The sequence below is a fragment of the Pseudomonas sp. NFACC43 genome (genome assembly GCF_900119645.1).
GTDB lineage: Bacteria > Pseudomonadota > Gammaproteobacteria > Pseudomonadales > Pseudomonadaceae > Aquipseudomonas.
On the sequence record NZ_FPKK01000010.1, the window covers coordinates 98162 to 123525 of the forward strand.

17 protein-coding genes and 1 pseudogene are annotated in these 25364 nt (G+C 63.0%); 12 read left to right on the forward strand and 6 right to left on the reverse strand.

Annotated features, from left to right (window positions below; all coding sequences use genetic code 11):
* Positions 1–95: 95 nt before the first annotated feature.
* Positions 96–1583 (reverse strand): helicase HerA-like domain-containing protein, encoded by a 1488-nt coding sequence (locus tag BT179_RS18060; protein WP_072395176.1) that lies wholly within the window; start codon positions 1581–1583, stop codon positions 96–98.
* Between the two features lie 244 nt (positions 1584–1827).
* On the opposite strand from BT179_RS18060, the pseudogene BT179_RS27270 reads away from it, so the two are divergent.
* The 5 genes and pseudogenes from BT179_RS27270 to BT179_RS18080 all read left to right on the forward strand — a co-directional run.
* Positions 1828–2802, forward strand: a pseudogene (locus BT179_RS27270) (cache domain-containing protein); the annotation flags it as partial.
* Positions 2803–2895: 93 nt separating this feature from the next.
* Entirely contained in the window at positions 2896–3660 is a 765-nt protein-coding gene (locus BT179_RS27275) for a methyl-accepting chemotaxis protein (RefSeq protein ID WP_371128599.1), read from the forward strand.
* A gap of 174 nt (positions 3661–3834) precedes the next feature.
* A complete protein-coding gene (locus BT179_RS18070; RefSeq protein WP_072395180.1) occupies positions 3835–4956 on the forward strand; it encodes an N-acetylglucosaminyl phosphatidylglycerol synthase in 1122 nt (373 codons plus the stop codon).
* Positions 4957–4971: 15 nt separating this feature from the next.
* Positions 4972–5739 (forward strand): N-acetylglucosaminyl phosphatidylglycerol deacetylase, encoded by a 768-nt coding sequence (locus BT179_RS18075; protein WP_072431885.1) that lies wholly within the window; start codon positions 4972–4974, stop codon positions 5737–5739.
* Positions 5736–6731, forward strand: coding sequence for a glucosaminyl phosphatidylglycerol flippase (locus BT179_RS18080; RefSeq protein WP_072431886.1), 996 nt, complete (start codon positions 5736–5738; stop codon positions 6729–6731). Before BT179_RS18075 ends, BT179_RS18080 begins: the two co-directional genes overlap by 4 nt.
* A gap of 49 nt (positions 6732–6780) precedes the next feature.
* On the opposite strand, the gene BT179_RS26790 is transcribed toward BT179_RS18080, so the two are convergent.
* The gene (locus tag BT179_RS26790) at positions 6781–6951 is read right to left on the reverse strand and encodes a hypothetical protein (RefSeq protein WP_177305128.1); all 171 of its coding nucleotides are present in this window, start codon (positions 6949–6951) and stop codon (positions 6781–6783) included.
* A gap of 53 nt (positions 6952–7004) precedes the next feature.
* Positions 7005–7853 (reverse strand): formyltetrahydrofolate deformylase, encoded by an 849-nt coding sequence (purU, locus tag BT179_RS18085; RefSeq protein ID WP_039591673.1) that lies wholly within the window; start codon positions 7851–7853, stop codon positions 7005–7007.
* 306 nt (positions 7854–8159) lie between these two features.
* Between purU and mvaT the strand changes: the two genes are divergently transcribed.
* Positions 8160–8537 (forward strand): histone-like nucleoid-structuring protein MvaT, encoded by a 378-nt coding sequence (gene mvaT, locus BT179_RS18090; RefSeq protein ID WP_072395207.1) that lies wholly within the window; start codon positions 8160–8162, stop codon positions 8535–8537.
* A 92-nt stretch (positions 8538–8629) separates the two neighbouring features.
* Here mvaT and sbcB read toward each other — a convergent pair whose 3' ends face one another.
* Positions 8630–10057, reverse strand: coding sequence for an exodeoxyribonuclease I (sbcB, locus tag BT179_RS18095; protein ID WP_072431887.1), 1428 nt, complete (start codon positions 10055–10057; stop codon positions 8630–8632).
* A gap of 198 nt (positions 10058–10255) precedes the next feature.
* Here sbcB and BT179_RS18100 point away from each other — a divergent pair, with 198 nt between their 5' ends.
* From BT179_RS18100 to BT179_RS18125, 6 genes are all read left to right on the forward strand, one after another.
* A complete protein-coding gene (locus BT179_RS18100; protein WP_072395211.1) occupies positions 10256–10981 on the forward strand; it encodes an RDD family protein in 726 nt (241 codons plus the stop codon).
* Complete coding sequence (locus BT179_RS18105; protein ID WP_072395471.1) at positions 10978–11949, forward strand: stage II sporulation protein M; 972 nt, start codon at positions 10978–10980, stop codon at positions 11947–11949. Before BT179_RS18100 ends, BT179_RS18105 begins: the two co-directional genes overlap by 4 nt.
* Positions 11936–13459 carry a DUF4129 domain-containing protein gene (locus BT179_RS18110; protein WP_072431888.1) on the forward strand — a complete coding sequence of 508 codons (1524 nt, stop codon included), beginning with the start codon at positions 11936–11938 and terminating at the stop codon, positions 13457–13459. Before BT179_RS18105 ends, BT179_RS18110 begins: the two co-directional genes overlap by 14 nt.
* Positions 13456–14619, forward strand: a complete 1164-nt coding sequence (locus BT179_RS18115; RefSeq protein WP_072431889.1) for a DUF4350 domain-containing protein — start codon at positions 13456–13458, stop codon at positions 14617–14619. Before BT179_RS18110 ends, BT179_RS18115 begins: the two co-directional genes overlap by 4 nt.
* Entirely contained in the window at positions 14616–15620 is a 1005-nt protein-coding gene (locus BT179_RS18120; protein ID WP_072395217.1) for an AAA family ATPase, read from the forward strand. The genes BT179_RS18115 and BT179_RS18120 overlap by 4 nt, the downstream gene beginning before the upstream one ends.
* Before the next feature lie 175 nt (positions 15621–15795).
* Positions 15796–17127: a DUF58 domain-containing protein gene (locus BT179_RS18125; protein ID WP_072431890.1), complete on the forward strand. Its 1332-nt coding sequence runs from the start codon at positions 15796–15798 to the stop codon at positions 17125–17127.
* A gap of 2 nt (positions 17128–17129) precedes the next feature.
* Here the strand turns inward: BT179_RS18125 and BT179_RS18130 are convergent, their stop codons facing one another.
* Together BT179_RS18130 and BT179_RS18135 are read right to left on the reverse strand one after the other, a co-directional pair.
* Positions 17130–21188, reverse strand: a complete 4059-nt coding sequence (locus BT179_RS18130; protein WP_072431891.1) for a hypothetical protein — start codon at positions 21186–21188, stop codon at positions 17130–17132.
* Positions 21185–25300, reverse strand: a complete 4116-nt coding sequence (locus BT179_RS18135) for a Tc toxin subunit A-related protein (protein ID WP_072431892.1) — start codon at positions 25298–25300, stop codon at positions 21185–21187. The genes BT179_RS18130 and BT179_RS18135 overlap by 4 nt, the downstream gene beginning before the upstream one ends.
* Positions 25301–25364 lie beyond the last annotated feature (64 nt).

Consider the following 25364-nt stretch of genomic DNA (forward strand, 5'->3'; position numbering starts at 1 on the left):
GCAGGCTCGTCCCCACAGCGATCGCGTTGCATCCCAGGCACGCAACCTCTTGTGGGAACGAGCCTGCTCGTGATGGCGACGACTCGGTCCCCCGGCTAGCGGCGCTTACTGCCCCCCAGCAGCGACCCCATCAACCCGCGCACCAATTGCCGTCCCAACTGGTTGGCCGCCTGGCGCATCGCCGACTTCAACGCCTGGCCGGCCGCGGTGCCGAGAAATTCCCCGGCCTGTTCGGTGAAGCTCGGCTGTTCAGTCGCCGGCTTGCCTGGAACCTCCTGGACCTGCGGTTCAAGCCCCTTGCGTCCCATCAGCACCTCGTAGGCCGACTCGCGGTCGATGGGCTTGTCGTAGCGCCCCTGCAAGGGTGAAGCGGCGATCAGGCTGGCGCGTTCGGCTTCCGTCAACGGTCCGATACGCGACTGCGGCGGCGCCACCAACACACGCCGCACCATTTCCGGCGTGCCTTTCTCCTGCAAGGTGCCCACCAGCGCTTCACCGATACCCAGTTCGGTGAGCACCGTCAGGGCATCGAATTGCGGGTTCGGCCGGAAACCGTCCGCCACCGCCCGCAGGGATTTCTGCTCCTTGGCGGTAAAGGCCCGCAGGCCATGCTGGATACGCAACCCCAACTGCGCCAGTACGTCGTCCGGCAAGTCCCCCGGCGACTGGGTCACGAAGTACACCCCCACGCCCTTGGAACGGATCAGCCGCACCACCTGTTCCAATCGTTCCTGCAACGCCTTGGGCGTGCCGGCGAACAGCAGGTGCGCTTCATCGAAGAACAGGGCCAGTAGCGGCTTGTCCGCGTCGCCGCGCTCGGGCAGTTGCTCGAACAGCTCGGCCAGCAGCCACAGCAGGAATGTGGCGTAGACCTTGGGGGCTTCGTGTACCAGGCGACTGGCGTCCAGCAGATGGATGCGGCCACGGCCATCGCTGCCCGGTTGCAGGATGTCCTCGAGTTGCAAGGCCGGCTCGCCGAACAACGCATCCGCGCCCTGCTGCTCCAGCGTCGACAGGCGCCGCAACAGTGCCTGGCTGGAACCGGTGGTCATCAGGGCCGCATCGTCCCCCAGCAGTTCGGGGTTGTCCTTGAGGTGATTGAGCAGTGCCTTGAGGTCCTTGAGATCCAGCAGCAACAGGCCTTCACGGTCGGCTACCTTGAACGCCGCGTACAACGCCGATTGCTGGCTGTCCGTCAGCTCCAGCAGGCTGCCGAGCAACAACGGCCCCATTTCGCTCAGGGTGGTACGCAACGGATGACCGGACTGGCCATGGATGTCCCACAAGGTCACCGGATAAGCCTGGGGCTTATGCTCGAGCCACGGCATCCCGGCAATGCGCTCGGCAATCTTGCCCTGGGGCATGCCGGCGGCACCGAGGCCGCACAGGTCGCCCTTGATGTCCGCGGCGAACACCGCGACCCCGGCATCGCTGAACGCTTCGGCCAGGCGTTGCAAGGTGACCGTCTTGCCAGTGCCGGTGGCGCCTGCGACCAAGCCGTGACGGTTGGCCAGGCGCATGGCCTGGGCGATGGGCTGGCCGGCAAGGTCGGCCCCGATTACGAGTTGCGATGAGTCAGGCATTTGGTCACCTGTGATTAATCCTTGGCCCTGTATGGCCGATAAATAAAGCGACAGACCAGACTGAAAACAAGGTCGGATAATTCCCTAGGGAAAGTTGGAAATATCGTCTTTTTTTCAAGATGACGCCATTTTGCTCGCTTATATCAAAGCACGCTCAGAGCATTAAGACCTTAGCGGACCCTACTCCATGAATAAAACCCTGCGTTTCAGCCACAAGATCCTGATTGCCGCCGCACTTATCGTGATGGCTGCCTTCGCTTCGTTCACGGCCTATAACGATTACTTGCAACGCAACGCCATTCGCGACGACCTCGACAGCTACCTGCATGAGATGAGCGATGTCACCGCGAGCAATATCCAGACCTGGCTGAGCGGCCGGATCCTGCTCATCGAGAACCTGGCCCAGAACATCGCCGGCACCCCGGACCCGGCCAGCGTCGCCCGCCTGCTGGAGCAGAAAGCCCTGACCTCTACCTTCATGGCGTCCTACCTGGGCGATGCCCAGGGCAGTTTCGTCATTCGCCCCGATGCGAAGATGCCCGAAGGTTTCGACCCTCGCGTGCGGCCCTGGTACAAAGGCGCCCAGAGCAGCAGCACCTCGACGCTGACCGAACCCTATATCGATGCCGCCAGCGGCGGGCTGATCATTTCCATCGCCAGCGCCTCCCGCAACGGCGGGCAAAGTGTCGGCGTGGTAGGAGGCGACCTCAGCCTGCAGGCCATCGTGGACAACCTCAAGACCGTGGACTTCGACGGCATGGGCTACGCCTACCTGGTCAGCGCCGATGGCAAGATCCTGGTGCACCCCGACAAGAACCTGGTCATGAAGACCCTGGCCGAGGCCTTCCCGAAAAACACCCCGGCGATCAGCGACCGGATCAGCGAAGTCGAAGTGGATGGCCACACGCGCATCGTCACCTTCACCCCCATCAAGGGCCTGCCGTCGGTGAACTGGTATGTCGGGGTATCGGTGGACAAGGACATGGCCTATTCCATGCTCAGCGATTTCCGTACCTCGGCCGTGGTGGCGACGGTCATCGCCGTGGTGTTCATCATCGCGCTGCTGAGCATGCTGATCCGCCTGCTGATCCAGCCATTGCACGTCATGACCCGGGCCATGGAAGACATCGCCGACGGCGAAGGCGACCTGACCAAGCGCCTGGCGATCCACAACCAGGATGAATTCGGCATCCTGGGCACCGCGTTCAACCGTTTCGTGGAGCGGATCCATGGTTCGATCCGCGAAGTGTCCTCCGCCACCGAGCATGTCAACGAAGTCGCCCTGCGGGTGGTGAGCGCATCGAATTCGTCGATGGTCAATTCCGACGAGCAATCCAGCCGCACCAACAGCGTCGCCGCGGCCATCAACCAATTGGGCGCCGCCGCCCAGGAAATCGCCCGCAACGCTGCCCAGGCGTCCCACCAGGCCAGCGACGCCCGTGGCCTGGCCGAGGACGGCCAGCAAGTGGTGGAGCGCAGCATTGCCGCGATGAATCGCTTGTCCGACCTGTTGAGCGCTTCAAGTACCAACGTCGAAACGCTCAACAGCAAGACCGTGAACATCGGGCAGATCCTGGAAGTGATCACCAGTATCTCCCAGCAGACCAACCTGCTCGCCCTGAACGCGGCCATCGAGGCCGCCCGGGCCGGCGAGGCCGGGCGCGGGTTCGCCGTGGTGGCCGATGAAGTGCGCAACCTGGCCCATCGCACCCAGGAATCGGCGCAGCAGGTGCAGACCATGATCGAGGAACTGCAGGTCGGTGCCCGGGACTCGGTCACCACCATGAACGACAGCCAGCGTCATAGCCAGGAAAGCGTGGAAATCGCCAACCTGGCCGGCGAGCGCCTGAACAGCGTGACCCAACGCATTGGCGAGATCGACGGCATGAACCAGTCGGTGGCCACGGCCACGGAGGAACAGACCGCCGTGGTGGAATCCATCAACGTGGACATCAACGAGATCAACACCCTGAACCAGGAAGGCGTGGAAAACCTGCAAGCCACCTTGCGGGCCTGTTCCGACCTGGAGCGGCAGGCGTCGCGGCTCAAGCAATTGGTGGGCAGTTTCCGCATCTAGTGGCCGGTACGGTTAGCCGAACGACCACTAGCGCCTGTACGCCCCCCTTTGCGAGCAGGCTCGCAAAGGGGGCCTGTCACACAAGCAACAGCCAAGACACGCCATCCACCACACAACCCCAACCGAACATCTATTCTTCATAAAGGTCAACACAGGAGAACTCAGACCGGAGGGATGTTCATCGTGCATATAGCGGACATAACCATGTTCTACGCCCCCGCCAGCGGCGGCGTGCGCACTTACCTGGATGCCAAGCACCGGCGGCTGGCGAACCGGCCCGGAATTCGCCACAGCCTGTTGATACCCGGTGCGCACTTGAGCGAGCAGGACGGGATCTACAAGGTACCGGCCCCTCCTCTCCCTTTTGGCAAGGGCTACCGCTTTCCCCTTCGCCTGGCGCCCTGGCGCAATGCGCTGCGCGATCTGCAACCGGACCTGATCGAGGTCGGCGACCCCTACCTCACCGCCTGGGCCGCCCTGGATGCGCGGCGCCAGCTGGACGTGCCCGTCATCGGCTTCTATCACTCCGACCTGCCTCTGCTGGTGAGCAACCGCATGGGCAACTGGTTCACCCCCAATATCGAAGCCTATGTCAGCAAGTTGTATGGCAATTTCGACCGGGTCCTGGCGCCCAGCCAGGTCATGGCCGACAAGCTGACCGGCCTGGGTGTCAGGAATGTCTTCGTGCAACCCCTGGGGGTCGACCTGCAAACCTTCAACCCCGCCGCCAGGGACCCGGAACTGCGCGCCGAACTGGGGATTGCCGAAGACGCCCGCCTGTTGATCTTCGCCGGCCGCGGTTCCAAGGAAAAGAACCTGCCGGTGCTGCTCAAGTGCATGAAGCGCCTGGGCGAGCGCTACCACCTATTGCTGGTGGGCTCATCGATGCCCGCCGCCGTGCCGGAGAACGTCACCGTCATCGATGAGTTCTGCCCGGCGCCGCAGGTGGCACGGCTGATGGCCAGCGCCGATGCCCTGCTCCATGCCGGCGACCAGGAGACCTTCGGCCTGGTGATCCTCGAAGCCATGGCCAGCGGTATCCCGGTCGTGGCGGTAGCGGCCGGGGCCTTCACCGAAATCGTCCACGAAGACTGTGGCCTGCTGTGCATGCCCAACAATCCACAAGCGATGGCCAATGCCGTACGGCAGCTTTTCAGCGAAGGCTGCCAGCGCCGCGGCGCGCTGGCGCGGCGTCATGTGGAGCGTCACTACGCCTGGGATTGCGTGGTCGATAGCTTGCTGGGGCATTACTACGCCGTGCTGGGCGAGCAGATGCCGTTGCTGGCCAATGGCTGAGGCGAGGTTGTGTCCATGAATCAAACTCCCAGCCTGCTGCTGGTCCTGCACGACGTGGCGCCGCAAACCTGGCCCGATTACAAACCCTTCGTCGAAGCCGTCGACGCCCTCGGCCATGTGCCGATGACCTGGCTGGTGGTGCCGGATTTCCATCACACCAATGCCCTGGACCATCATCCAGCGTTCAGGCGCCTGCTCGACAGACGGGTCGAGCGCGGCGACGAACTGGTGCTGCACGGTTACTACCATTGCGACGACGGACCGCCGGCCCTTCATCCCAAGGACTGGTTCATGCGCCGGGTCTATACCCATGAAGGCGAGTTCTACCAATTGTCCGAGGAGGCGGCCCTTGCCCGGCTGCGAGCCGGCATCGAGCTCTTCGAACGTCATCAATGGCCCCTGGAAGGTTTTGTCGCCCCGGCCTGGCTGATGAGCGAAGGCACCCGCCAGGCCCTGCGCCAGTTGCCCCTGAGCTACACCAGCGATACCCGTCATCTCTACCGCTTGCCGGACTTTTCGGCCATCGACGCCCCTGGACTTGTCTGGAGTGCCCGCAGCGCCTGGCGCCGAGGGTTGTCGAAGATCGTCAGCGATCAACGGGAACAGCGCTGGCGCCAGGCGCCGGTGATCCGCCTGGGCCTGCATCCGGTGGACATGCGCCACGGCTACTCCCGGGATTACTGGCTGCGGACCTTGCAACGCCTGCTCGACGAGGGTCGCGTGCCGATGACCAAGGCTGGCTGGCTGGCGACCCAAGGGCTGCGGGTCAGCAGCGCCGCATGAAAAAGTTGATCTGGCTGGGCGCCGCGCTCGTCACGGCATTGCTGGTGCCGTTGCTGGTGGGCGGCGGGGAGATGTGGTCGCGGGTGCAGCGTTTCCCCTTGTCGCTGCTGCTGGCCATGCTCGGCATGATCGGGCTTTGCTGGTGCCTGAACGCCCTGCGCCTGCGTCTGCTGCTGGGTGAACACCGTGCCCGCCTGGGCGGGCTGAACAGCATTGGCGTGGTGATGTCCACCGAGTTCGCCATGTGCGCCACGCCTGGCGGCAGTGGCGGGCCGCTGACATTGATGGCCTTGCTGGCACGCAACGGCGTGCGTCCGGCCCATGCCAGCGCGGTGTTTGCCATGGATCAGTTGAGCGACCTGCTGTTCTTTCTCTGCGCCTTGGTGGGCATCCTGCTGTACGCCCTGTTCCAGAACCTCAGCCAGCGCATGGAATGGATGCTGGCGTTGAGTGCGATCTCCCTGCTTGGCGGGCTGTTCGGCTGTGTCCTGGTAGCTCGCTACCATCGTCGGCTGATCCTGCTGGGTGCCCGATTGCTGCGCCACCTGCGGGTCAAGGCGCATACCCGTCGACGTTGGGGACGCAAGATCCTGAATTTTCTCGCGGCGTTTACCGACACCCTGAAGTTGCCGCGACAAACGCTCCTTCAGGTCTTCGGCCTGACCTGCCTGCACTGGGGGCTGCGCTACAGCGTCCTGTACCTGGCATTGAAAGGGCTGGGGGCGGACCTGCAATGGGCATGGAGCTTCCTGATCCAGATGCTGTCCTTGAGCGCGGGGCAATTCAGCCTGCTGCCCGGCGGCGCCGGGGCGGCAGAGCTGACCTCGGCGGCGCTGCTGGCCCCCATGGTGGGCAAATCCACAGCGGCGGCGGCCATCCTGATCTGGCGAGCGGTGACTTACTACTTCTATCTGGTCGCCGGCGGGCCGGTGTTCTTCCTGATGGTGGGGCGGCCGCTGATCAAGAAACTGATGAGGCTGCGGCAGGCCTGAGCCAGACGGCCCAGGGCCCAGGCTCTGTACGAAAAGTCTTGAGACGAGTCTAGAAGGCTTCGGGAGTGTCCTGCGGGTGCAGTTGCTCCCACAGCTGGGCGGCATCGGGAAATTCCGTGCCATCCTCCGGGCCCACCTCCTCGGGATCGTAGCGGCTCAGGCAGCCCTCACCCAGGGTCGCTGGCGCCCTGGAGGTAGCTTTGTCCAATGGATCGGTCATCAGGGCAACCTTATGAAAAAAGGCCTGGCGATTACTCGTGCAGGCCTTTGGATTCAGAACACCACGGTCTTGTTGCCGTGCACCAGCACCCGGTCCTCGAGGTGATAGCGCAAGCCTCGGGCCAGCACCATTTTCTCCACATCACGGCCGAAGCGCACCATGTCTTCGATGCTGTCGCTGTGGCTGACGCGCACCACGTCCTGCTCGATGATCGGGCCGGCGTCCAGCTCTTCGGTCACGTAGTGGCAGGTGGCGCCAATCAGCTTCACGCCGCGCATCGAGGCCTGGTGGTACGGCTTGGCCCCGACGAACGATGGCAGGAAACTGTGATGGATATTGATGACCTTGTGGGCATATTCGCTGCACAGGGACGGCGGCAGGATCTGCATGTAGCGAGCCAGCACCACCACCTCGGCGTCGTGCTGCTTGACCAGCCGCGAGACTTCGGCGAACGCCGGTTGCTTGTCCTGCGGATTGACCGGTACGTGGTAGTACGGGATGCCGTGCCACTCCACCATGCTGCGCAGATCGTCATGGTTGGAAATGACACAGGCGATGTCGCAGTCGAGCTCATCGCTGTGCCAGCGATGCAACAGGTCAGCCAGGCAATGGGACTCACGGCTGGCCATCAGCACCACGCGTTTTTTCTGCGCAGTGTCGGTGATGCGCCAGTCCATCGAGAACTCTTCGGCAATCGGTGCAAAGGCCTCGCGAAAGGCTTCGATGCCGAAGGGCAGCGAGTCGGCACGGATCTCATGACGCATGAAGAACCAACCGCTCTGATTGTCCGAATGATGGCTTGCTTCAGTGATCCAGCCGTTATGGGACGCCAGAAAGTTACTGACTTTAGCAACGATACCGACGCGGTCCGGGCAAGCGATCACCAGCCGAAAAGTGCGCATTAGGGAAACTCCAGAACTTCGCAAAGGCGGCTATTCTAGCCATTGCGCAGCAAAACTGCAGTATCGATGACGCGCCGGGCCTCTCTAGCCTCATGCCGGCAGCGCTGAGGCTGGCCCGGGACTGCTTGCTATAAATGTGAACAGATGTGAAGAGCCTCTCACAGTATTTAACTGCAATCCCCTTTTTTGTGGCGCGGCACTAATTAATTAAATAAAAGCCGGCTTAAATGTTTACTTGATGAAACTGTCTGATTACTATTGCCACACTGTCTCCTTGTCATCAGCGTCCTACATAAGGTAGTCCCCATGTCCTTGATCAATGAATACCGCGCTACTGAAGAAGCTATCAAAGAGCTGCAAGAGCGCCTGAAAAATCTGTCCCAGGACGACAAACTGCAAAAAGAACTGGAATTCGAAGGCAAATTGCGCACTCTGATGGGCGAATATTCCAAGTCCCTGCGCGACATCATTGCCCTGTTGGATCCAGAAGCCAAGTCGGGCAAAGCCCCCCGTGGCGCCGTCAAAACTACCGGCACCAAACGCGCTCGCAAAGTTAAGCAATACAAAAACCCGCACAACGGTGAAGTCATCGAAACCAAAGGTGGCAACCACAAGACCCTGAAAGAGTGGAAAGCCAAGTGGGGCGGTGACGTGGTTGAAAGCTGGGCCAAGCTGCTGGGCTGAATCCTGCCGCTTCGAGCCGCTCTTCACGAGCAAAAACAACGCCAGCGATCGCTGGCGTTTTTTTATGCGGTCAACTTTTCACTTATCGACGTTCACAGGCTTAAACGCTGGCGCAATTGCTGGCTGTAACCCTGCCATTGCACAAGGACCTCTCGCTGCATGGGTGTAGCCAGGGCCATCCACTCTTGCATCGCCTCATCAAAAGTTTCCAGGGTATTCGGTGCGCCCCATTGTGGGGATGACAGGCGCTGCTGACAGAACAGTCTCCAGCGCTCCTGTTCTTCAGCACTCAACGTATCCGGGAAGTTGCGTGCACGATATCGAAACAGTAATTCCGGCAGACGCTCATCATCGAACAGCCAGCGTTCCCGTGCCAGTTGCACCGGGTCCGCCAAACGGACTTGTTCGCATAAGCGACGATCACGATCACCGAGAAAACCTGCATACAACTGTTGTTCGGGATCTTCACTGGCGGCGAAGTCCTCACCACCGTAAATAGCCTGAAGTTTCTCCTGCCAGACCTGCTGTGCGTCACTTAGCCGCAGCGCCCGTTGCTGCAGGCCATCCATATCCAGTTGCAGTCGCTCCAGGTCTTCGGCACGCAGCACCGAAAGTGGCGCGACCACCGGGCACTTGTTGATATGGATAAGTTTGAGAGGCACCGGTAACTCACCTTCAAGCAACTCTTCGCGACGGGTATACAAGCGCTGGCGCAGGATTTGCGCGTCATGCTCCAGCAACCCCTGGGGGTCCAGGTGCAGGTCGCAAACGATCAAGGCATTGCGGTTTTTCGGATGCCAGGCCAGCGGCAGGACGACGCCGATATAGTTTCGCGCAGCGGAAAAACGCCCGGAAACATGTACCAATGGTTGTAACAGACGGACCTGATCCAGGACCTTCTGTTTGCCTCGCAGCTGGAACAGCCAATCGTAGAGCCGCGGCTGCTTCTGCCGGATCAGGCGAGCCAGGGCAATGGTCGCACGCACATCCGACAACGCGTCATGGGCCTGGCCATGGTCGATGCCATTGGCGGCGGTGAGGCGCTCGAGCTTGAGGCTGACGCGACCATCCTCCTGCGGCCAGACGATGCCTTGCGGGCGCAACGCATAGGCGGCGCGTACCAGGTCGATGAGATCCCAGCGACTGTTACCGCCCTGCCACTCGCGGGCGTAGGGGTCGAAGAAATTCCGATACAGGCTGTAGCGAGTCATCTCGTCATCGAAACGCAGCGTGTTATAGCCGGCGCCACAGGTACCCGGCGCGGCCAGTTGCGCGTGGACACGGGTCATGAAATCGGCTTCGCTCAGCCCTTGCTCGACCAGGCGCGCCGGCGTGATGCCGGTGATCGCACACGCAGCGGGATGCGGCAGGATGTCATCACTGGGCCGGCAATACAGGTTCACCGGTTCGTCGATTTCATTGAGTTCGAAATCGGTACGGATACCCGCCATCTGCAAGGGGCGATCGCTCCTGGGGTCGATGCCGGTGGTTTCGTAGTCGTACCAGAAGATGGAAGTCACGGCCTGTTCCTGAGTTGAAGACTGGCGAAGTCTAGGCGCTGGACCCCGGCTGCGGCCAGTGTTGTCTGGATTCAATCCTGTTGCGAGCTATTGGATGACACAAAGTCTGGTATCGCCTCGTATCGTTTGCGCGCACGAACACTGTTAGCATCTGTGGCCAGATCGAATGTTCGAACCGGCCTATCATTCAGGTTGCCCATGCTCGAGAGACCAGCACTGCAAAGGAACGCGCCGCTGCCCCCGCCACTGGACACGCGGTATCAGGTCGAAACGCCAGAAGGCATCGACCTGCCACTGCGGCCGGCGGGGTTGATGCCCCGCGCACTGGCCTTCGCCATCGACCTGGGCATACGGGGCCTGGTCCTGGGTGTCCTCTTCTTCATCCTGGCGTTCTTCGGCGAACTGGGGATCGGCCTGGGTTCTATCCTGCTGTTCGTGGTCAGCTGGTGGTACATGGTGCTGTTCGAGGTGCTGAGGCAGGGGCGCTCCCCCGGCAAGCAGATGATGGGGTTGCGCGTGGTGCAGGACGACGGCCGGCCCGTCGGCTGGTCGGCCTCGCTGATCCGCAATCTGTTGCGCTTCGTCGACATGCTGCCCTTTGGCTATGCCTTCGGCGCAGTCTGTTGCCTGCAGCATCCGGCCTTCAAGCGCCTGGGGGACCTGGCGGCCGGCACCCTGGTGGTGTATCGCGAACAGCCGGTCAAGCGCCCCGCCCTGCCCCAGGCGCCCCCCTTGCGACCTCCGTTTGCCCTGAGCCTCAACGAACAGCGCGCCGTGCTCGGTTTCGCCGAACGCCAGGCCGAACTTTCCCAGGCCAGGGTCAACGAACTGGCAACCATCCTTGCCGCACCGCTGAACGTGCAACCTCCCCGCGCCGTGGCCGAACTCAATGGCATCGCCCGCGGCCTGTTGGGGCCGACATGAAGCAAAGCCTGTTCGAAAACCGTCACCAGCAGGAATGGGAGCAGCTGTCCCGGCTGCTCGATCAACTGGAGCGCAGCCGCAACGTGCCCCAGAGCAACGAGTTTCCCCACGCCTACCGCCGGCTCTGCCAACACCTGGCACTGGCCCAGGCGCGAGGCTACAGCAGCCTGCTGGTCGACACGCTGCAACAACTGGCACTGCGTGGTCACCAGCAACTCTACCGGGACCGCGGCAGGCCTTCGGGCCTTACGGCATTCATCCTGGTGGGTTTCCCTCGACTGGTTCGTGAGCAATGGCGGTTCGTGCTGGCTGCCTGCGTGATGTTCCTCGGCAGCCTGGCCGGCATCGGGCTGCTGGTCTATCTGTTCCCGGAGCTGGTCTACAGCGTGCTGGGCGCCGAGGAAGTCAGCCAGATACGCAGCATGTACGACCCCGCCGCCGGTCACCTGGGGCGCTCGGTGGAACGGGCGGCCAGCGAGGACTGGGTCATGTTCGGCTACTACATCATGCACAACATCGGCATCGCCTTTCAGACCTTCGCCAGCGGCATGATGTTCGGCCTGGGCAGCGCGTTCTTCCTGTTCTTCAACGGCCTGACCATCGGGGCGGTGGCCGGGCACCTGACCCAGATCGGCTCAGGCGGGACATTCTGGTCGTTCGTGATCGGTCACGGCGCCTTCGAACTCACCGCCATCACCCTGGCCGGTGCCGCCGGCTTGCAGCTGGGCTGGGCGTTGATTGCGCCGGGACGCCTCACCCGGGGCGAAGCCTTGCGGCTCGCCGCTCGCAAAAGCGTGTCGATGATCGCCGGGGTGATACTGTTGCTGCTCATCGCCGCCTTCATCGAAGCCTACTGGTCCTCCAGCGCCGTGACGCCCGCCACCAAGTACACGGTCGGCGCCCTGTTGTGGCTGCTGGTGTTGAGCTACCTGCTGTTGGCCGGACGGGTACGCCATGCGGCTGAGTGACGCCAGCGTAGCCATCCGCCCGCGCACCACCTGGGAAGCCATGGACCTGGGCATCCTGATGAGCCAGCGGCATCGACGCCTGCTGATGACCAGCTGGGCCATCGTCACGCTTCCGGTCTATGCGCTGTTGTCGCTGTTGCTGTGGGATTCGCCGTCCCTGGTGATAGTGGTGTTCTGGTGGTTGAAGCCGGCCTTCGACCGCTTGCCGCTGTATATCCTGTCCAAGGCATTGTTTGGCGAAACACCCACCTTGAAGCAGGTCTTGCGCCAGTGGCCCGCCCTGCTCAAGCCCCAACTGCTCGCCAGCCTGACCTGGCGCCGGCTGAGCCTGAGCCGCAGCTTCCTGATGCCGGTGGTGCAGCTCGAAGGCCTTTGCGGGCAAGCACGGGAACAGCGCTTGCGGGTTCTGCTGCAACGCAACGGCGGCGCGGCGCAGTGGCTGACCGTGATCGGCGTGCACCTGGAGACGGTCCTGTGGTTCGGCCTGATGGCCCTGTTCTACCTGTTCGTGCCGCAGCAGGTTGAGCTGGAATGGGACTGGCAGGCCTTGATCGCCGTCGCCGAGAACGACTGGTTGTGGTTCGAACACCTGATCAACTTCCTGTATCCCCTGTTGCTGATCCTCTGGGAGCCGGTATATGTCGCCTGCGGTTTCAGCCTCTACCTGAATCGACGCACGATCCTGGAGGCCTGGGACATCGAGCTGGTGTTCCGGCGCCTGCGCCAACGCCTGAGCGGCGTAGCGCCCGTCCTCATGCTGCTGGCCCTGGTGCTGTTGCCCCTGGCGCCCAAGACCTGGGCCGCCGAAGACAACACCGCGCCTGACAGCCCCCGGCTGCTCAATCAGCCCCTCACCAGCGAGGCATCCCGGGACAGCATCGAAGCGATCCTCCAGGCCCCGCCATTCAAGAACACCGAGACCGTGACCCGTTATCGCTTTGGCGAGGAAACCGAAGAACCCGACGAGGACGGCGAACCCTCGGGTTGGCTCAAGGCGTTGTTCCAGTGGCTCGGCGGCCAGCGCTTCGAGACCGCCGCCGCGCTGATCCAGGTCCTGCTCTGGGCTTGCCTGGCCGGGGCGATCGTCTGGCTGGTCTGGCACTACCGTGATCGCTTCCAGGCCCTGCCCAGTCGCCGGGCGACGAAACGCCCGCCACCGGTTCAAATGTTCGGCCTGGATATCCGTGAAGAAAGCCTGCCCGAAGATGTGGCGGCCAGCGCCGAGCAGCTTTGGAGCACAGCCCCCCGTGAGGCCCTGGGCCTGCTGTACCGGGCCTTGCTCAGTCGCTTGCATCACGAGTTCGGCGTTGCCCTGAAAGCGGCCGATACCGAGGGCCAGGTGCTGCATCGCGTCGAACAGCTGCAGCAGGAACACCTGCTGGCGTTCAGCAGGCTCCTGACCCTGCACTGGCAGAACGTCGCCTATGGGCACCGCCCGCCATCGCCCGACCTGCAACAGGAACTGTGCGACGGCTGGCGCGGGCTGTTCGGTCCGGGAAGGGCGCGATGAGCCGGCGCGCGGGGTTGCTGCTCGCCGTCCTGGCGATCGTCCTGCTGGGAACAATGGTCGCCTACCTGGGCTCCAAGGCGGTGCCTTACCAGGAAACCCTCGACCACGGCCCTTCGCCCGAGGCCCAGGCCAACCCTTACCTGGCCGCCGAGCATTTCCTGCGCCAGCAAGGCATCAAGGTCGAACACGCCAATGACCTGAACATGCTGCCGACTCTGGAGCCACGCCAACGCAGCCTGCTGTTGCTGGGAGAGCGAAGCGACATGACACCGCGGGAAGTCGACCAGTTGATGAACTGGACCCGGGCCGGCGGGCGCCTGCTCTTCGTCGCCGAGGCGCTGTGGGACGACAGCACCGGCAGCAGCGGCGACCTGCTGCTGGACCGCGTGCGCCTGCGCCAGTTCTTGAGCGAGGACCTCAAGGAGCCGGCGCCGGAGCTCATCAAGGACCGCTACCCCGAATTGACCAAGTTGTACCTGGAAGACGAGGAAGCACCGGCCTATGTCGGCTTCGACACCGACTTCCACCTCGAAGACCCGCACAACCTGGCCCAGTCCTGGGCCAACAGCGCCCAGGCCACCCACATGATGCAGCTGAACCACGGCCAGGGTTCCATCACCGTGATCACCGACGCCGAGCTGTGGAAGAACGACCAGATCGATCAGTACGACAACGCCTGGCTGCTCTGGTACCTGAGCGCCGACTCGGACGTCACGCTGCTGTACAACATCGACCACGACAGCCTGCTGACCCTGCTGCTGCGCTACTTTCCCCAGGCACTCGTCGCACTGGCGGCCTTGATCGCCCTCTGGCTGTGGCACTCGGCCGTGCGTCATGGCCCGCTGCAGCCGCCGGCCCCCAAGGCACGGCGCCAGCTGGAGGAGCATGTGCAGGCCAGCGCCGTGTTCCATCTGCGCCATAATGGCCGGCAGCACTTGCTGCGCGGCTTGCAGCAGGACGTACTGCGCCGGGCCCGCCATCGTCACCCAGGCTTCGAACAACTGGCCGTGGCCGAGCAATGGCAAGTGCTTTCCCGCTTGACCCGCCAACCCACCAAGGCCATCAGCCAGGCCCTCAGCCCCCGGCCGAAACAGCGCCTGTCCAGCGCTGAGTTCTGCCGCCAGGTCGCCCATCTGCAAACCCTCAGGAATGCCTTATGACTGAACAGAACGAACCTGTCGACGGCCAGGCCCACGCCGCCCAACAGCGCCAGCGCGCCAGTCAGCTGGCCCAGGCCATCCGTACCGAGCTGCACAAGGCGGTGGTCGGCCAGGCCGCGGTGATCGATGACGTGCTGACGGCATTGATCGCCGGCGGCCACGTGCTGCTCGAGGGCGTTCCCGGGCTGGGCAAGACGCTGCTGGTGCGCGCCATGGCCCGTTGCTTCAACGGCGAGTTCGCCCGCATCCAGTTCACGCCCGACCTGATGCCCAGCGATGTCACCGGGCATGCGGTGTACGACCTGCAGACCGAGCAGTTCAAGCTGCGCAAGGGGCCGGTATTCACCAACCTGCTGCTGGCCGACGAGATCAACCGCGCTCCGGCCAAGACCCAGGCCGCGCTGCTCGAAGCCATGCAGGAACGCCAGGTCACCCTCGAAGGCCGCGCCTTGCCCATCGCCCAGCCGTTCATGGTGCTCGCCACCCAGAACCCCATCGAACAGGAAGGCACCTACCCGCTGCCGGAAGCCGAGCTCGACCGCTTCATGCTCAAGGTGCGCATGGACTACCCGGACGCCGACCAGGAATTGAACATGGTGCGTCAGGTCAGCCGCTCCACGCGGGCCGACATGCTCGATGTCCAGCCCTTGCGCACCGTGCTGCAGGCCAAGGACGTGCAAGCGCTGCAACGCATCGCCAGCGACCTGCCGATGGACGACCAGGTGCTCGACTACGCCGTACGCCTGGCCCGTACCACCCGCAGCTGGCCGGGCCTGACCCTGGGGGCCGGCCCCCGTGCCTCCATCGCCCTGGTGCGCTGCGCCCGGGCGCGGGCCTTGTTGCGCGGCGGTGAGTTCGTGGTGCCGGACGACATCAAGGGCTGCGCCCTGGCCGTGCTGCGCCACCGGGTACGACTGGCGCCGGAGCTGGATATCGAGGGGCTGTCGGTGGACCAGGTACTGGGACAACTGCTCGACCAAGTGCCGGCGCCACGGTTGTGAGCAGTACCAATATGCCGAGGATACCTTGCGTGGCGAGGGGATTTATCCCCGTGGGCCGCGCAGCGACCCCTTGCGGTGTTTCAGTCATATCCGGGGGGCCGCTGCGCGGCCCGTCGGGGATAAATCCCCTCGCCAGAAAAGCTCGCTCTGCATCTCTTCCAAGGGGAATGCATCGATGAAACCCTCGCGCCTGCTCTTGATCTGGCTCGCGGTACTGCTGGCCCTTGGTATCGTGCTGGGTGCGCTGCGAGCCCTGGGGATTGCGTTGCCGCCATCGGCGCAGTCGATCAACTGGGGCTTGCTGCTGGCCTTGCTGGCCCTGGCGACTCTCGATGCGGTGCGCCTCAAGGGCTTGCCCTCGCCCCGGGTGCAACGGCAGATGCCCGGGAGTCTGGCGCTGGGTCGCTGGAGCGAAGTCCACCTGGGCATCACCCACGATTTCCCCCAGCCGCTGGACATCCTGGTCTTCGATCATGTCCCCGACGGCCTGGCCTTCGAACACCTTCCGCTGACAGTGGCGCTTCAACCGGGCCAACCCAGCCAGGCCGGCTATCGCCTGCGCCCGCTCAAGCGCGGCCACTTCATCTTCCAATACTGCGAGGTCAACCTGCCAAGCCCCTTGGGCCTGTGGTCCGACAAGCGCCTGCTGGCCGCGGCCGACGAGATCCGGGTCTATCCCGACTTCGCCAGGCTCTACGACGGCCAGTTGCTGGCGGTGGACAACTGGCTCAGCCAGCTTGGCGTGCGTCAGCGCCAGCGACGGGGCCAGGGGCAGGAATTCCATCAGTTGCGTGAGTTTCGCGAAGGCGACAGCCTGCGTCAGATCGACTGGAAGGCCACCGCCCGCCACCGCACGCCGATAGCCCGGGAATACGAAGACGAGCGCGACCAGCAGATCATCTTCATGCTCGATTGCGGCCGGCGCATGCGCAGCCAGGACGGCGAGCTGTCGCATTTCGATCACGCCCTCAACGCCTGCCTGCTGCTCAGCTACACCGCGCTGCGCCAGGGCGACGCCGTGGGCCTGAGCGCATTCGCCAGCGAACAGCCGCGCTACCTCGCCCCGGTCAAGGGCGCCGGCCAGCTCAATGTACTGCTCAATACCGTGTACGACCTCGACAGCACCTCGCGCCCCGCCGACTACCAGGCCGCCGCCAACGAACTGCTGGTCCGGCAGAAACGCCGGGCCCTGGTGGTGCTGGTGACCAACCTGCGGGATGAAGACGACGAGGACCTGCTGGCCGCCGTCAAGCGGCTCGGCCAACAGCATCGGGTACTGGTGGCCAGCCTGCGGGAAGAAGCGCTGGACCGCCTGCGGGAAACCCCGGTGCAGTCCTTGCCCGAGGCCCTGGCCTATTGCGGGGCCGTCGAGTATTTGAATGCACGCAACGAACTGCACGAGCGCCTGAACGCCCATGGCGTGGTGGTGTTGCAAGCCCGGCCCGGGGAGCTGGGGGCCGAGCTGGTGACGTTGTACCTGGGGTGGAAAAAAGCCGGGAATCTATAGGATCAATGCTCCACCTTGAACGGTAGCCAGCGAGGCGGCAGGTCAGGGCTTCGAAACTCCAGCTCGAATTCGCCGAAAGCGCCTTCCCGTGGAATGATCGACCAGGACAAGGGCACCGTGGTGACGGGCCGCAGGACACGCAATTGCGGGTCAAACCGCAGCCCGAGGGCTTCCGGAGGGAAGCCATACAACGAAACACTGGTTTCGTGAATCAGGTTACTGTCTTTCCTGACCTTCAATTCCAGCGTACTGGGCAGCGTATCCTTGAGGATCATTTTCCAGTTGACCAGATCGTCCATGTCGATCGGCCGCTCGTTCAGCCGAAGCGTGAATTCCCGCACCCAGGAATCCTGTGTCCCCGTGACCCTGGACTCCAACCGGGCTGCCTCCCACCCCAGCACGCCCCTGACGGATGCACTCAGGACATAACGCCCTATCCTCGGCGGTAATTCGAATGTGATCCGCGCCTTGCCAGCCGCATCGGTGACGACCGGCTCGAGCACAACGCCCTTGTAGAACCAGTGCACCCGCACCCCCTCTACCGGCTCGCCGCTGGCGGCACTGACCACCGTGGCCTCGGCGCTGATTTCTTCGCCCGGCGCGTTCTCCAGGCCCGAACCGGTCAGCTCCTGTATCACACAGGCTTCATGTACGAAATAGGTAAACTCAACGACCTCGATGCCACCGACGGCACGGGCAGTCACGGTGCCCGGCCCGGACGCCGTCGCCGTGAAACTGAAACGCGCGACGCCATAGAAATCGGTGAATGTCGCGACGTCCTCCATGGCCTGGTCAGTACCGCTCCAGGACACCTGAACATTTCGGGCAGGTTGTCCGGACAATGAATTGGTCAAGGTGATCTCAAAAAACAACGTCTCGCCCCAGTCAACCACTGTCGGCTCCTGGTTCGTTGCGGCCATGACATCCACAGGCAGGTGGCTGCCCAGGGAAAACGCATTCAGTGGTGAGCGGGCCAACAGTCTCGAGGCGGACAGTTGCAGGTAAAACGCCGCATCGGTCCGGTCAGCGGCCAACATACTGAGCGGCAGGCCGGCAGCGCCCAGGGGACGCGACACGCCCAGCCCTACCGGTCCGAAAGACAAGCCCGTGTCCAATTCATAGGCGCCATCGAGCCCCAGCGTCAGCGCCTGGTTGAGCAACGGACTGTCCGGCGGGGCCGAGAGTGTCAAGTCCAACCGCCCTTCGCGTCGGGGGAAAAAAGTACCTTCGCCCCAGCGCTGTTCTGCGCCGGTACCGACGCTGACGTTCAGATCGAGCCAGGGGTCTTCCTGATAGGCAAACACCGAAAATGTATGTTCGATCTGGGTCGCATCATAGGGGTTGATGACGGACGCCTGGACCTCCTGGCTTCCCGCGTTCGTCGGCTGGTAACTGCGCTGGGCGATACCGTCCAAGGCGCTCAAGGACACCTCCCCGTCGTCCCATTCCACGCTGACATCGTTTGCCGGCCTGCCGGTGAACGCCGACAGGTATCGCACGGCCAACCGTGCGCTTTCGCCCTTGCTCAACACCGGGTCGGTCGCCACGTCGTACGGCGTACCGATCACCACTTTGTTGTGGGCCAGCTTGAACCCGAAGGCCGACGGTTGGGTAAAGCCATCGACATCCCGGAAAGTGGCATTGCACCAACGCTCCGCGGTTTCGGTCGTTGCCGTCAGATCACAGCGATAGCGAACGCCACCCGCCGTCATGGGAGCAGGCTGCGCCAAGGACGGGGTGATGACCCATTGCGGCGGCAAATCCGGCGCCATGACGGTTTCCAGCAGCAGCCCATGCAGGCCTCCGAGGTTGTTCGTCGGTTGGACCGTGAGCTCGTGGGTCGCGCCGATGCACGGGTACAACGCGACATCGTCCGCCCAGGGCTTCTGCACCTGGTCGAAGACCAACCCGATCTCGGTGGACAGGTCCTGGGGCAGCGAACGAAACGCCAGGTCGCGTGGCTCCATCCCCGTGGAGATCACCTGCAGGTCAAATACGCCGCTGGTGTCGACCGGCAGTACGTCGACATTCCATTGCACGCCGCTGGCGGTGACGGTGACCGGAGCTTCCATATTGGCGATGACGATTGAACGGACGGCGGCCGGATCGCGCCAGCGCAGGGAAATCTCCTTGCCGATCAGCGGGCTGCCGGACTCAACCGCGAGGCGAAACGCATACGTCTGCCCCATGCGGCACACCGCCCCCGCCCCCACCCGGTCGACCGCAGTCTCATCCAAAGTGAAACTGGCCGTCTTCCAGGCGCTGGTGGCCAAGGTCTGGATCTCGAAGTCGTGCTTGAGCGCCGGCGCGCCTTCCCGGGGGTTGACCCGCGCTGCCAGGGTGTAGGCCCCATGCACAGCAGGCCGATCGATCACGCTGGCCCAGCCGTCGACGCCGGTGAAGGTGCGCTGGAGTCCCCCAGAGGCGTCCCACTCCACCGCAACCCCGGCAACCGGCTGGTCACCTGCCTGGGTCACCACCCGCAACATGCACCAGGCATAATCCCCCTCGTCCACCACCGGAGCCCGGTTGGGCCCGCGCACCTCGCCAATCTTCAGGCTGTGCCGGGCCAGCGACATGGGGTTTACCACGGTCGGCCTCAACAGGTCGGCGCTGCCCAACCGCAAGTTGAACTGGCCATCGTTCAGGTCCTGACAATCAAGGCGCCAGGCCAGAGGGGTGCTGGTGACCGGAACCGGCTGCATCAAGGCCGGCTGAACCGTCACGCCCAAGTCCTCGGGGGGCTTGCCCTCCCAGGCCAACCAGACATGACGGTTGAGCAGCGGGCTGTCGGCGGCAAAGGAGACTTCCAAGCGATACGACGCACCGCGGTCGGGGTAGCCGGTTTTCTCCCCCCAGGGCGCGGCGTCCATATTCGGGAACTTGACTTGCACAGTCTTCAGCGGGTCCGTGGCATGGGCCTGGACGTTGAAGGTGTGTGCCGTGTTGCCCTGTGCATAAAAGGGGCTCTCGACCCGGGCTTTCACGGCGAGCGCGCCGTCGCGGGCAGGGGTGAAATCAAGCCACGCCTCGCCACCGTCATCGGTCGGGCCGACTGAAATCATGTCATTGCCCAGCAGCCAGGTGACTTCATAACCGCGCATCGGCAGGTCCAGGTAATAGGACTTCACCCGAACGCCCAGCTTGACCGATTGAGCGTATTCGATCACCGGTTGATAGGCCGGGTCCAGGATAGTCTCGACCACCAGCCGATGATGCCCGAGCGAAACGGCAATCGGGTAGATATCGGCGTGGTACTTGCTGTAGATGGACAGGTTGAACCGTTGAGTGTCATCCGAGACCGGTTCAGGGCAATCCACCTGCCAGGCCGTTTCGATCGCTTGGTTTTCCCCCCATTCGGGGGAGATCACCACCGCCTCCAGGGGGTTGTCCTGGCTCCACAGCAAGGCTTCGGTGCCGGCCCAGGGGCTGTCCGGCGCCGGCTGGAAGGTGACCTGGTGGCGCTTGCTGCCGGTGGCACCGTGACACAGGTAGAGCAAGGGCTCCCCGGTCGGGGTGAACGCCTGGCCATCATTGACGATGCGCGCCAGCACCAGCGGCTCAAGCTCAAGGTGCAAATCGATCCGGGCGACGATGAGGTCCACGGTCGTCGAGGCTTGAGCCGGGCTGAGGATGACGAACTCGAAAAGATCCTCGCCCTCGACATCGAACTCGATCGACGCCGTGATGGGTGTCAGGCTCAATGCCAGGGTTTCAGGGGCGTCCCCCCTGTTCCCCGTTGCAGGCAACGGTATTTCCAACAGGTCTTCGGTGCCACGCCGGCGCAGGATGAAAACCCCCGGATCTGCATGGCGGTTGTCGTAGAGGAAACTCAAACGGTAGCGCCCCCCGGCTGATTGCGGTGCCGGCGCAGGCACTGTCTGGGTAATCCCCGTACCTTTGTAAAGAGACATGTAGAAGATGGGCAGCCCTTCCCATGTGCCTTCCTTGCGGGCGTAGTTGTATCCTGGCGCACCGGCGCTTTCCCAGTGGGCAAAGCCCAGGTCGAAATGCCCGTTGAGGAGGATATTGGTCCGGGTGTTGACAGGTTCTCTGTTCATCGTTGCGACCCCTTGAGCGCTGTGCTGCCGGCTGTTCGCACTTTGTCCTGGACATACCGGGAAAACGCCGGGCCTCCCACCTTGGCCGTGTAGCGCACCTTCACGATGACGTCGTTCAGGGCCTCCAGTTGCTTCTTCTGGCGGTGCTGCTCGCTATCGAACCAGGGGAAGGACAGGGTCCAACGGGACACCGCGCCAGTGTTCTCGAAGGTATTTCGCAAGCCCTCATCGGGTTTCAGCGCCGCCACGCCAAAATCGTCCAGGCCGATGGAAATGGCCATCTGTTCACCGCTGCTGATATTGAGCAGCACATCGGCCGGTGGCAGGGAACTGGCCCCGTACAGGTAGTCCAGCGACTCGAGGGAGGGCTTGATCGCGGTGGCACTGCCGATCTGCGTCAATGTTGCGCAGACGTTTTCAAAAGGGCCAAGCAACGTCGGCAAGGTGACATCCACGGCGCTGATCTGCCGGCAGTAGTGGTCGTGGTAGTCACGGTCGAACAGCAATTGGGAAAGTCGAAAATTCAGGACGCCGTTTTTTGTCAAATAGTTTCGCGCTTCATCCCAGCTTGCGTAGTCCGGCTCTGGATCGATGCCGTCATCGAACAACTGACGCAGGGATACGGTCTTGACGATCTCCAGTCGTCGCTCGTACCGCAGCAGGTAATCGGCTTCCATGCGCAGCAGATCGAGCCGCAACGCGTCTCCGGCGGTCAGGCCGTAATAATTGTCGAGCCACGCATCGGTGCGTATGTGAGAAAGACCGAACTCGGCGGTTTCCAGCTGCAATGCGCTCTGGGCGCTCAGGCACAGGCTGACGACCTGGTCGTAGGCCTGGTAATGCAGGGTCTTGCACTGCCCCAGGTACCAGCGGTACAGCTCGACGCGGGTGGCGCGGGTGAGCAGGAAATCATAGAGCGCCTGGGTCTGTGCATTCATCTTGAGAATCTGCTCCAGGCTGGCCTCGGCGGCGTAGACCGCGTGCTCCTGGGCCTTGATCTGCTCATTGATCATCGCCAGCTCCGCCGTGGCCTGATCCCGTGCCAGCCCCCAGTCCTGACGCCGCCGCCGATAGCTTTCGGAGGTGGCATCCTTCTCGGCATCGGTGCGCACCACCTCGGCCGCGACCTGGAACCCATAGCTGACGGCCCTGGGCAGGCTACCCGGCTGGTGCCCGCCGTTGGCCAGACCGAATATTGTGGGGAAGGCGTCGATGACAGCGCCGGCCACTTGCATCGATGTGCTCAGCGACGTCAGCCATTTAGCGGTGTCGAGCGCCCCCATGACCTTGTATTCGCTATTGGAAATGTGCTCGACATACAGCCTCGCGTAATGTGTTTGCCGTTCCTCGGTCAACGTGCGGCTGCTGTGCAAGGCCGCCAGAGTGTCCCGCAGTTGAGCGAGATTTTCTTCCTGCACCGTCCTGACGAAAGTACTCAGCTCGGTCAGATGGCGCTGCTGCAGAAGATCCTGTTCGCCCCGATCCTGCTGTTCCAGCAGGCGCATCACCTGATTGCCGCAATCCTGCAAGTACTGGGTGGCCCGGATGGCGGTATCGAACAGCGGGCGCCAGCGAAACGCCGCGACCCGCAAGGGACCGCCCATGGGACGTACGGGCCCGCCACCGCCGGCCGCCAGATTGTTGAGCAGATCCGAAGGGTTGATCGTGCTGAACAGTTCGATGGAGAGGGGTTTGCCGTCGATGGTCAGGTTGTTGCGCAGGTTGTACATGCGCTGGGCCGGTAATTCATAAAGCTGCATCACTCGCTGGCTCACCGGCAGCCGGAAACGACCGGCCCCGATGACGCCGGGGTCTTCGAAAAAACGGGTCCTGACCGGCAACGAACCCGAATCCAGCAGCAACGCCTGCTCGAATGCCTTGAGCTCGGCACTGTCCTCCAGCTCCTCGACCAGCTCCGCCAATGTGGCGGGCGTCCACTGGCTGAGAGTCTGAACGTCCGGGGCAGCGCCCATCAGGTTCTTGGCCCGCAGGTATTGCAGCTTGGCCGCCGCCAGGCTGTCACGGGTCAATTGCCGATACAGCCAGTCCCCCCACGCCACCAGGTTGGCGACGTAGTCGAGGAAAATCAGCATCTGGTAATGCCGCGGCGTCGAGTAAGCAATCGCGTCGGGATCGGTGGGGTTGTCGGCTTCGCAGCCCACGTCACCCTCGGCGCTGGGCACATTCAACGGTCGGCAACGCCAATAGCGCGGTTTCGGATTCGCTCGAGCGGCATCTGCGGGCGCCTGGGGATCGAAAATGAAATGCAGCCATTGCTGGGCTTCGACAAAACGCTCTTCGTCCTTGAGCCGCGTTGCCACCAAGTGGGGCAGATGAAAAAACAGTTCCCAGAAAAACAGCCCGTTGGCCCCGTCGAACGGCCCGTTGGGCTCGGCTGCCCCGTCGGGCAGCGCGGGCTCGTCGGGAAACTGGGTATCCCAATCGAGCACGGCATCGGTCGACACATTGGCGCGCGTCACCAGCTCAGCACCGATCAGGGTATTCAGGCGAGCGTACTTGAGGGTCAGGGCCGGGTCGTTGAGGTGCAGGAATTGGGCTCCGCGCGCATTGGTCTTGTGCAGGGAGGGCAGGCGAGGTTCGACAGCCAGGCCCTTGAGCTCCAGCACGAAGGTCTTGCTGCCAAAGCCTGTCGGCCCCTCCAGGATGAATGTGGCGGTCAAACCGGCAAAGCTATCGCGCTCATATTTATTCCAAGCGAATGACCAGCCGCCATTGTCGGAATGCGACTCGGTAGCGGATGGCGGATCACCGCCCGAGGGAAATTGCACCGATATCGTGAAAGCCTTCTGTTCGCCTTCCCTCCCGGGCACCAGAAGGGCACAGTGCGGTTGAAAGTGCAGTTGCTGCTTGCCTGCGTTCGTAGTCATGACCGTTTTGAGGGTAAATTTTTCTACCAGCGGATTCGCGCCCGCCGATACCGTTTCCGTCATCCTGGAAAAGTCCGTGGGCGACACGCGCTGCTGTAGGGTCGACGGGTTGGAGAAGCGAACCATGGCCAAGTGATCCATGATCGGCTTTTCATCGCCCACTTTGCGAAACAGCGCGTCGCGTGTTTCGTAAATCTCCACCGGCCCGGACCGACTCCCACTGAATACCGGCGGAGTCCGCGCATTGGTCAAATGCACCGCCAACCGCCCCTTGGGGTACAGCGGGTCCACATCGTCGCGCAGCATCACCGCCACCAGCCGGCAGTCCGGACTGACGTCGTCACCGAACTCGGACAGGTTCAGCCGTATCGGCGGCGACCACTTGCCGTCCAGCGTGATGAACGCCACCTTCAGCTCAAGCTCATAGGGCTTTTGCAAGCCGCCGTCGCCATCGAACAACGCCTGGCGCCATTCGGCCCAGACCAGGCACAAGCGCCCTCCCCAAAAGACCAGCCGGCTGTCGAGCACCTGCACATCGGCGGGAATGTCGACCGGTTGCCATTCGCTCCAGGCCGCCGGGTTGATCGCCCGGCTGTCGACATCCAGCTGGACGTCGGCCTTGCGCCAGAAATAGCGATAGGGCGCGATCCGCTCCCGGCCCACCAGGTAATAGTCGGCACGACGCGCATCGGCGCCGTCGACATAGCCGTTGAGCACATCCAGGTTGCACACCTCTTCAAAGGCGCGCAGATATTGCTGGATGCCCGACTGCACCGAATCGGTCGTCAGCCGGGTCTGGTTGAGATTGCTTTCCAGCGCCCTGAACAGGCTGGTCTTACGGATGCGCGCATATGGAGTGATGTAGTCCTCGGGCATGCATTTGAGCAATTGGCTGGCGGCCCACAGTGGGTATTGGCTGGCGATGTCCCAATCCTTCAGGTCCTTGCTGTCGAATTCCCGTTGGGTATAGCCCGGTTCGAGCTTCTGATAGACGGCATGGATGTACTGCTGCAAACAACTGACCGCCTCGGCGACCCAGGTCGTCTTGACCTGATGGTTATCCAGGGGATCGGTGCGCAGCCACTCCAGCAGGTCGTCCGCCGTTTGGATCGTCGGGTATCCCTTGTTGTCGTCCTTGTCTTCGATCTGCTTGATGCCCAAGGCACATTCGATCAACGCGTCTCGGCGCAGGGCGGTCGCCCGGGTGATGTCTTGCGTGGCCATTGCCCTCTCCTGTGAGTGGGGGGCACTCGTCAAGGCGACGAGTACCGTGGTGCTGGAGAAGCGT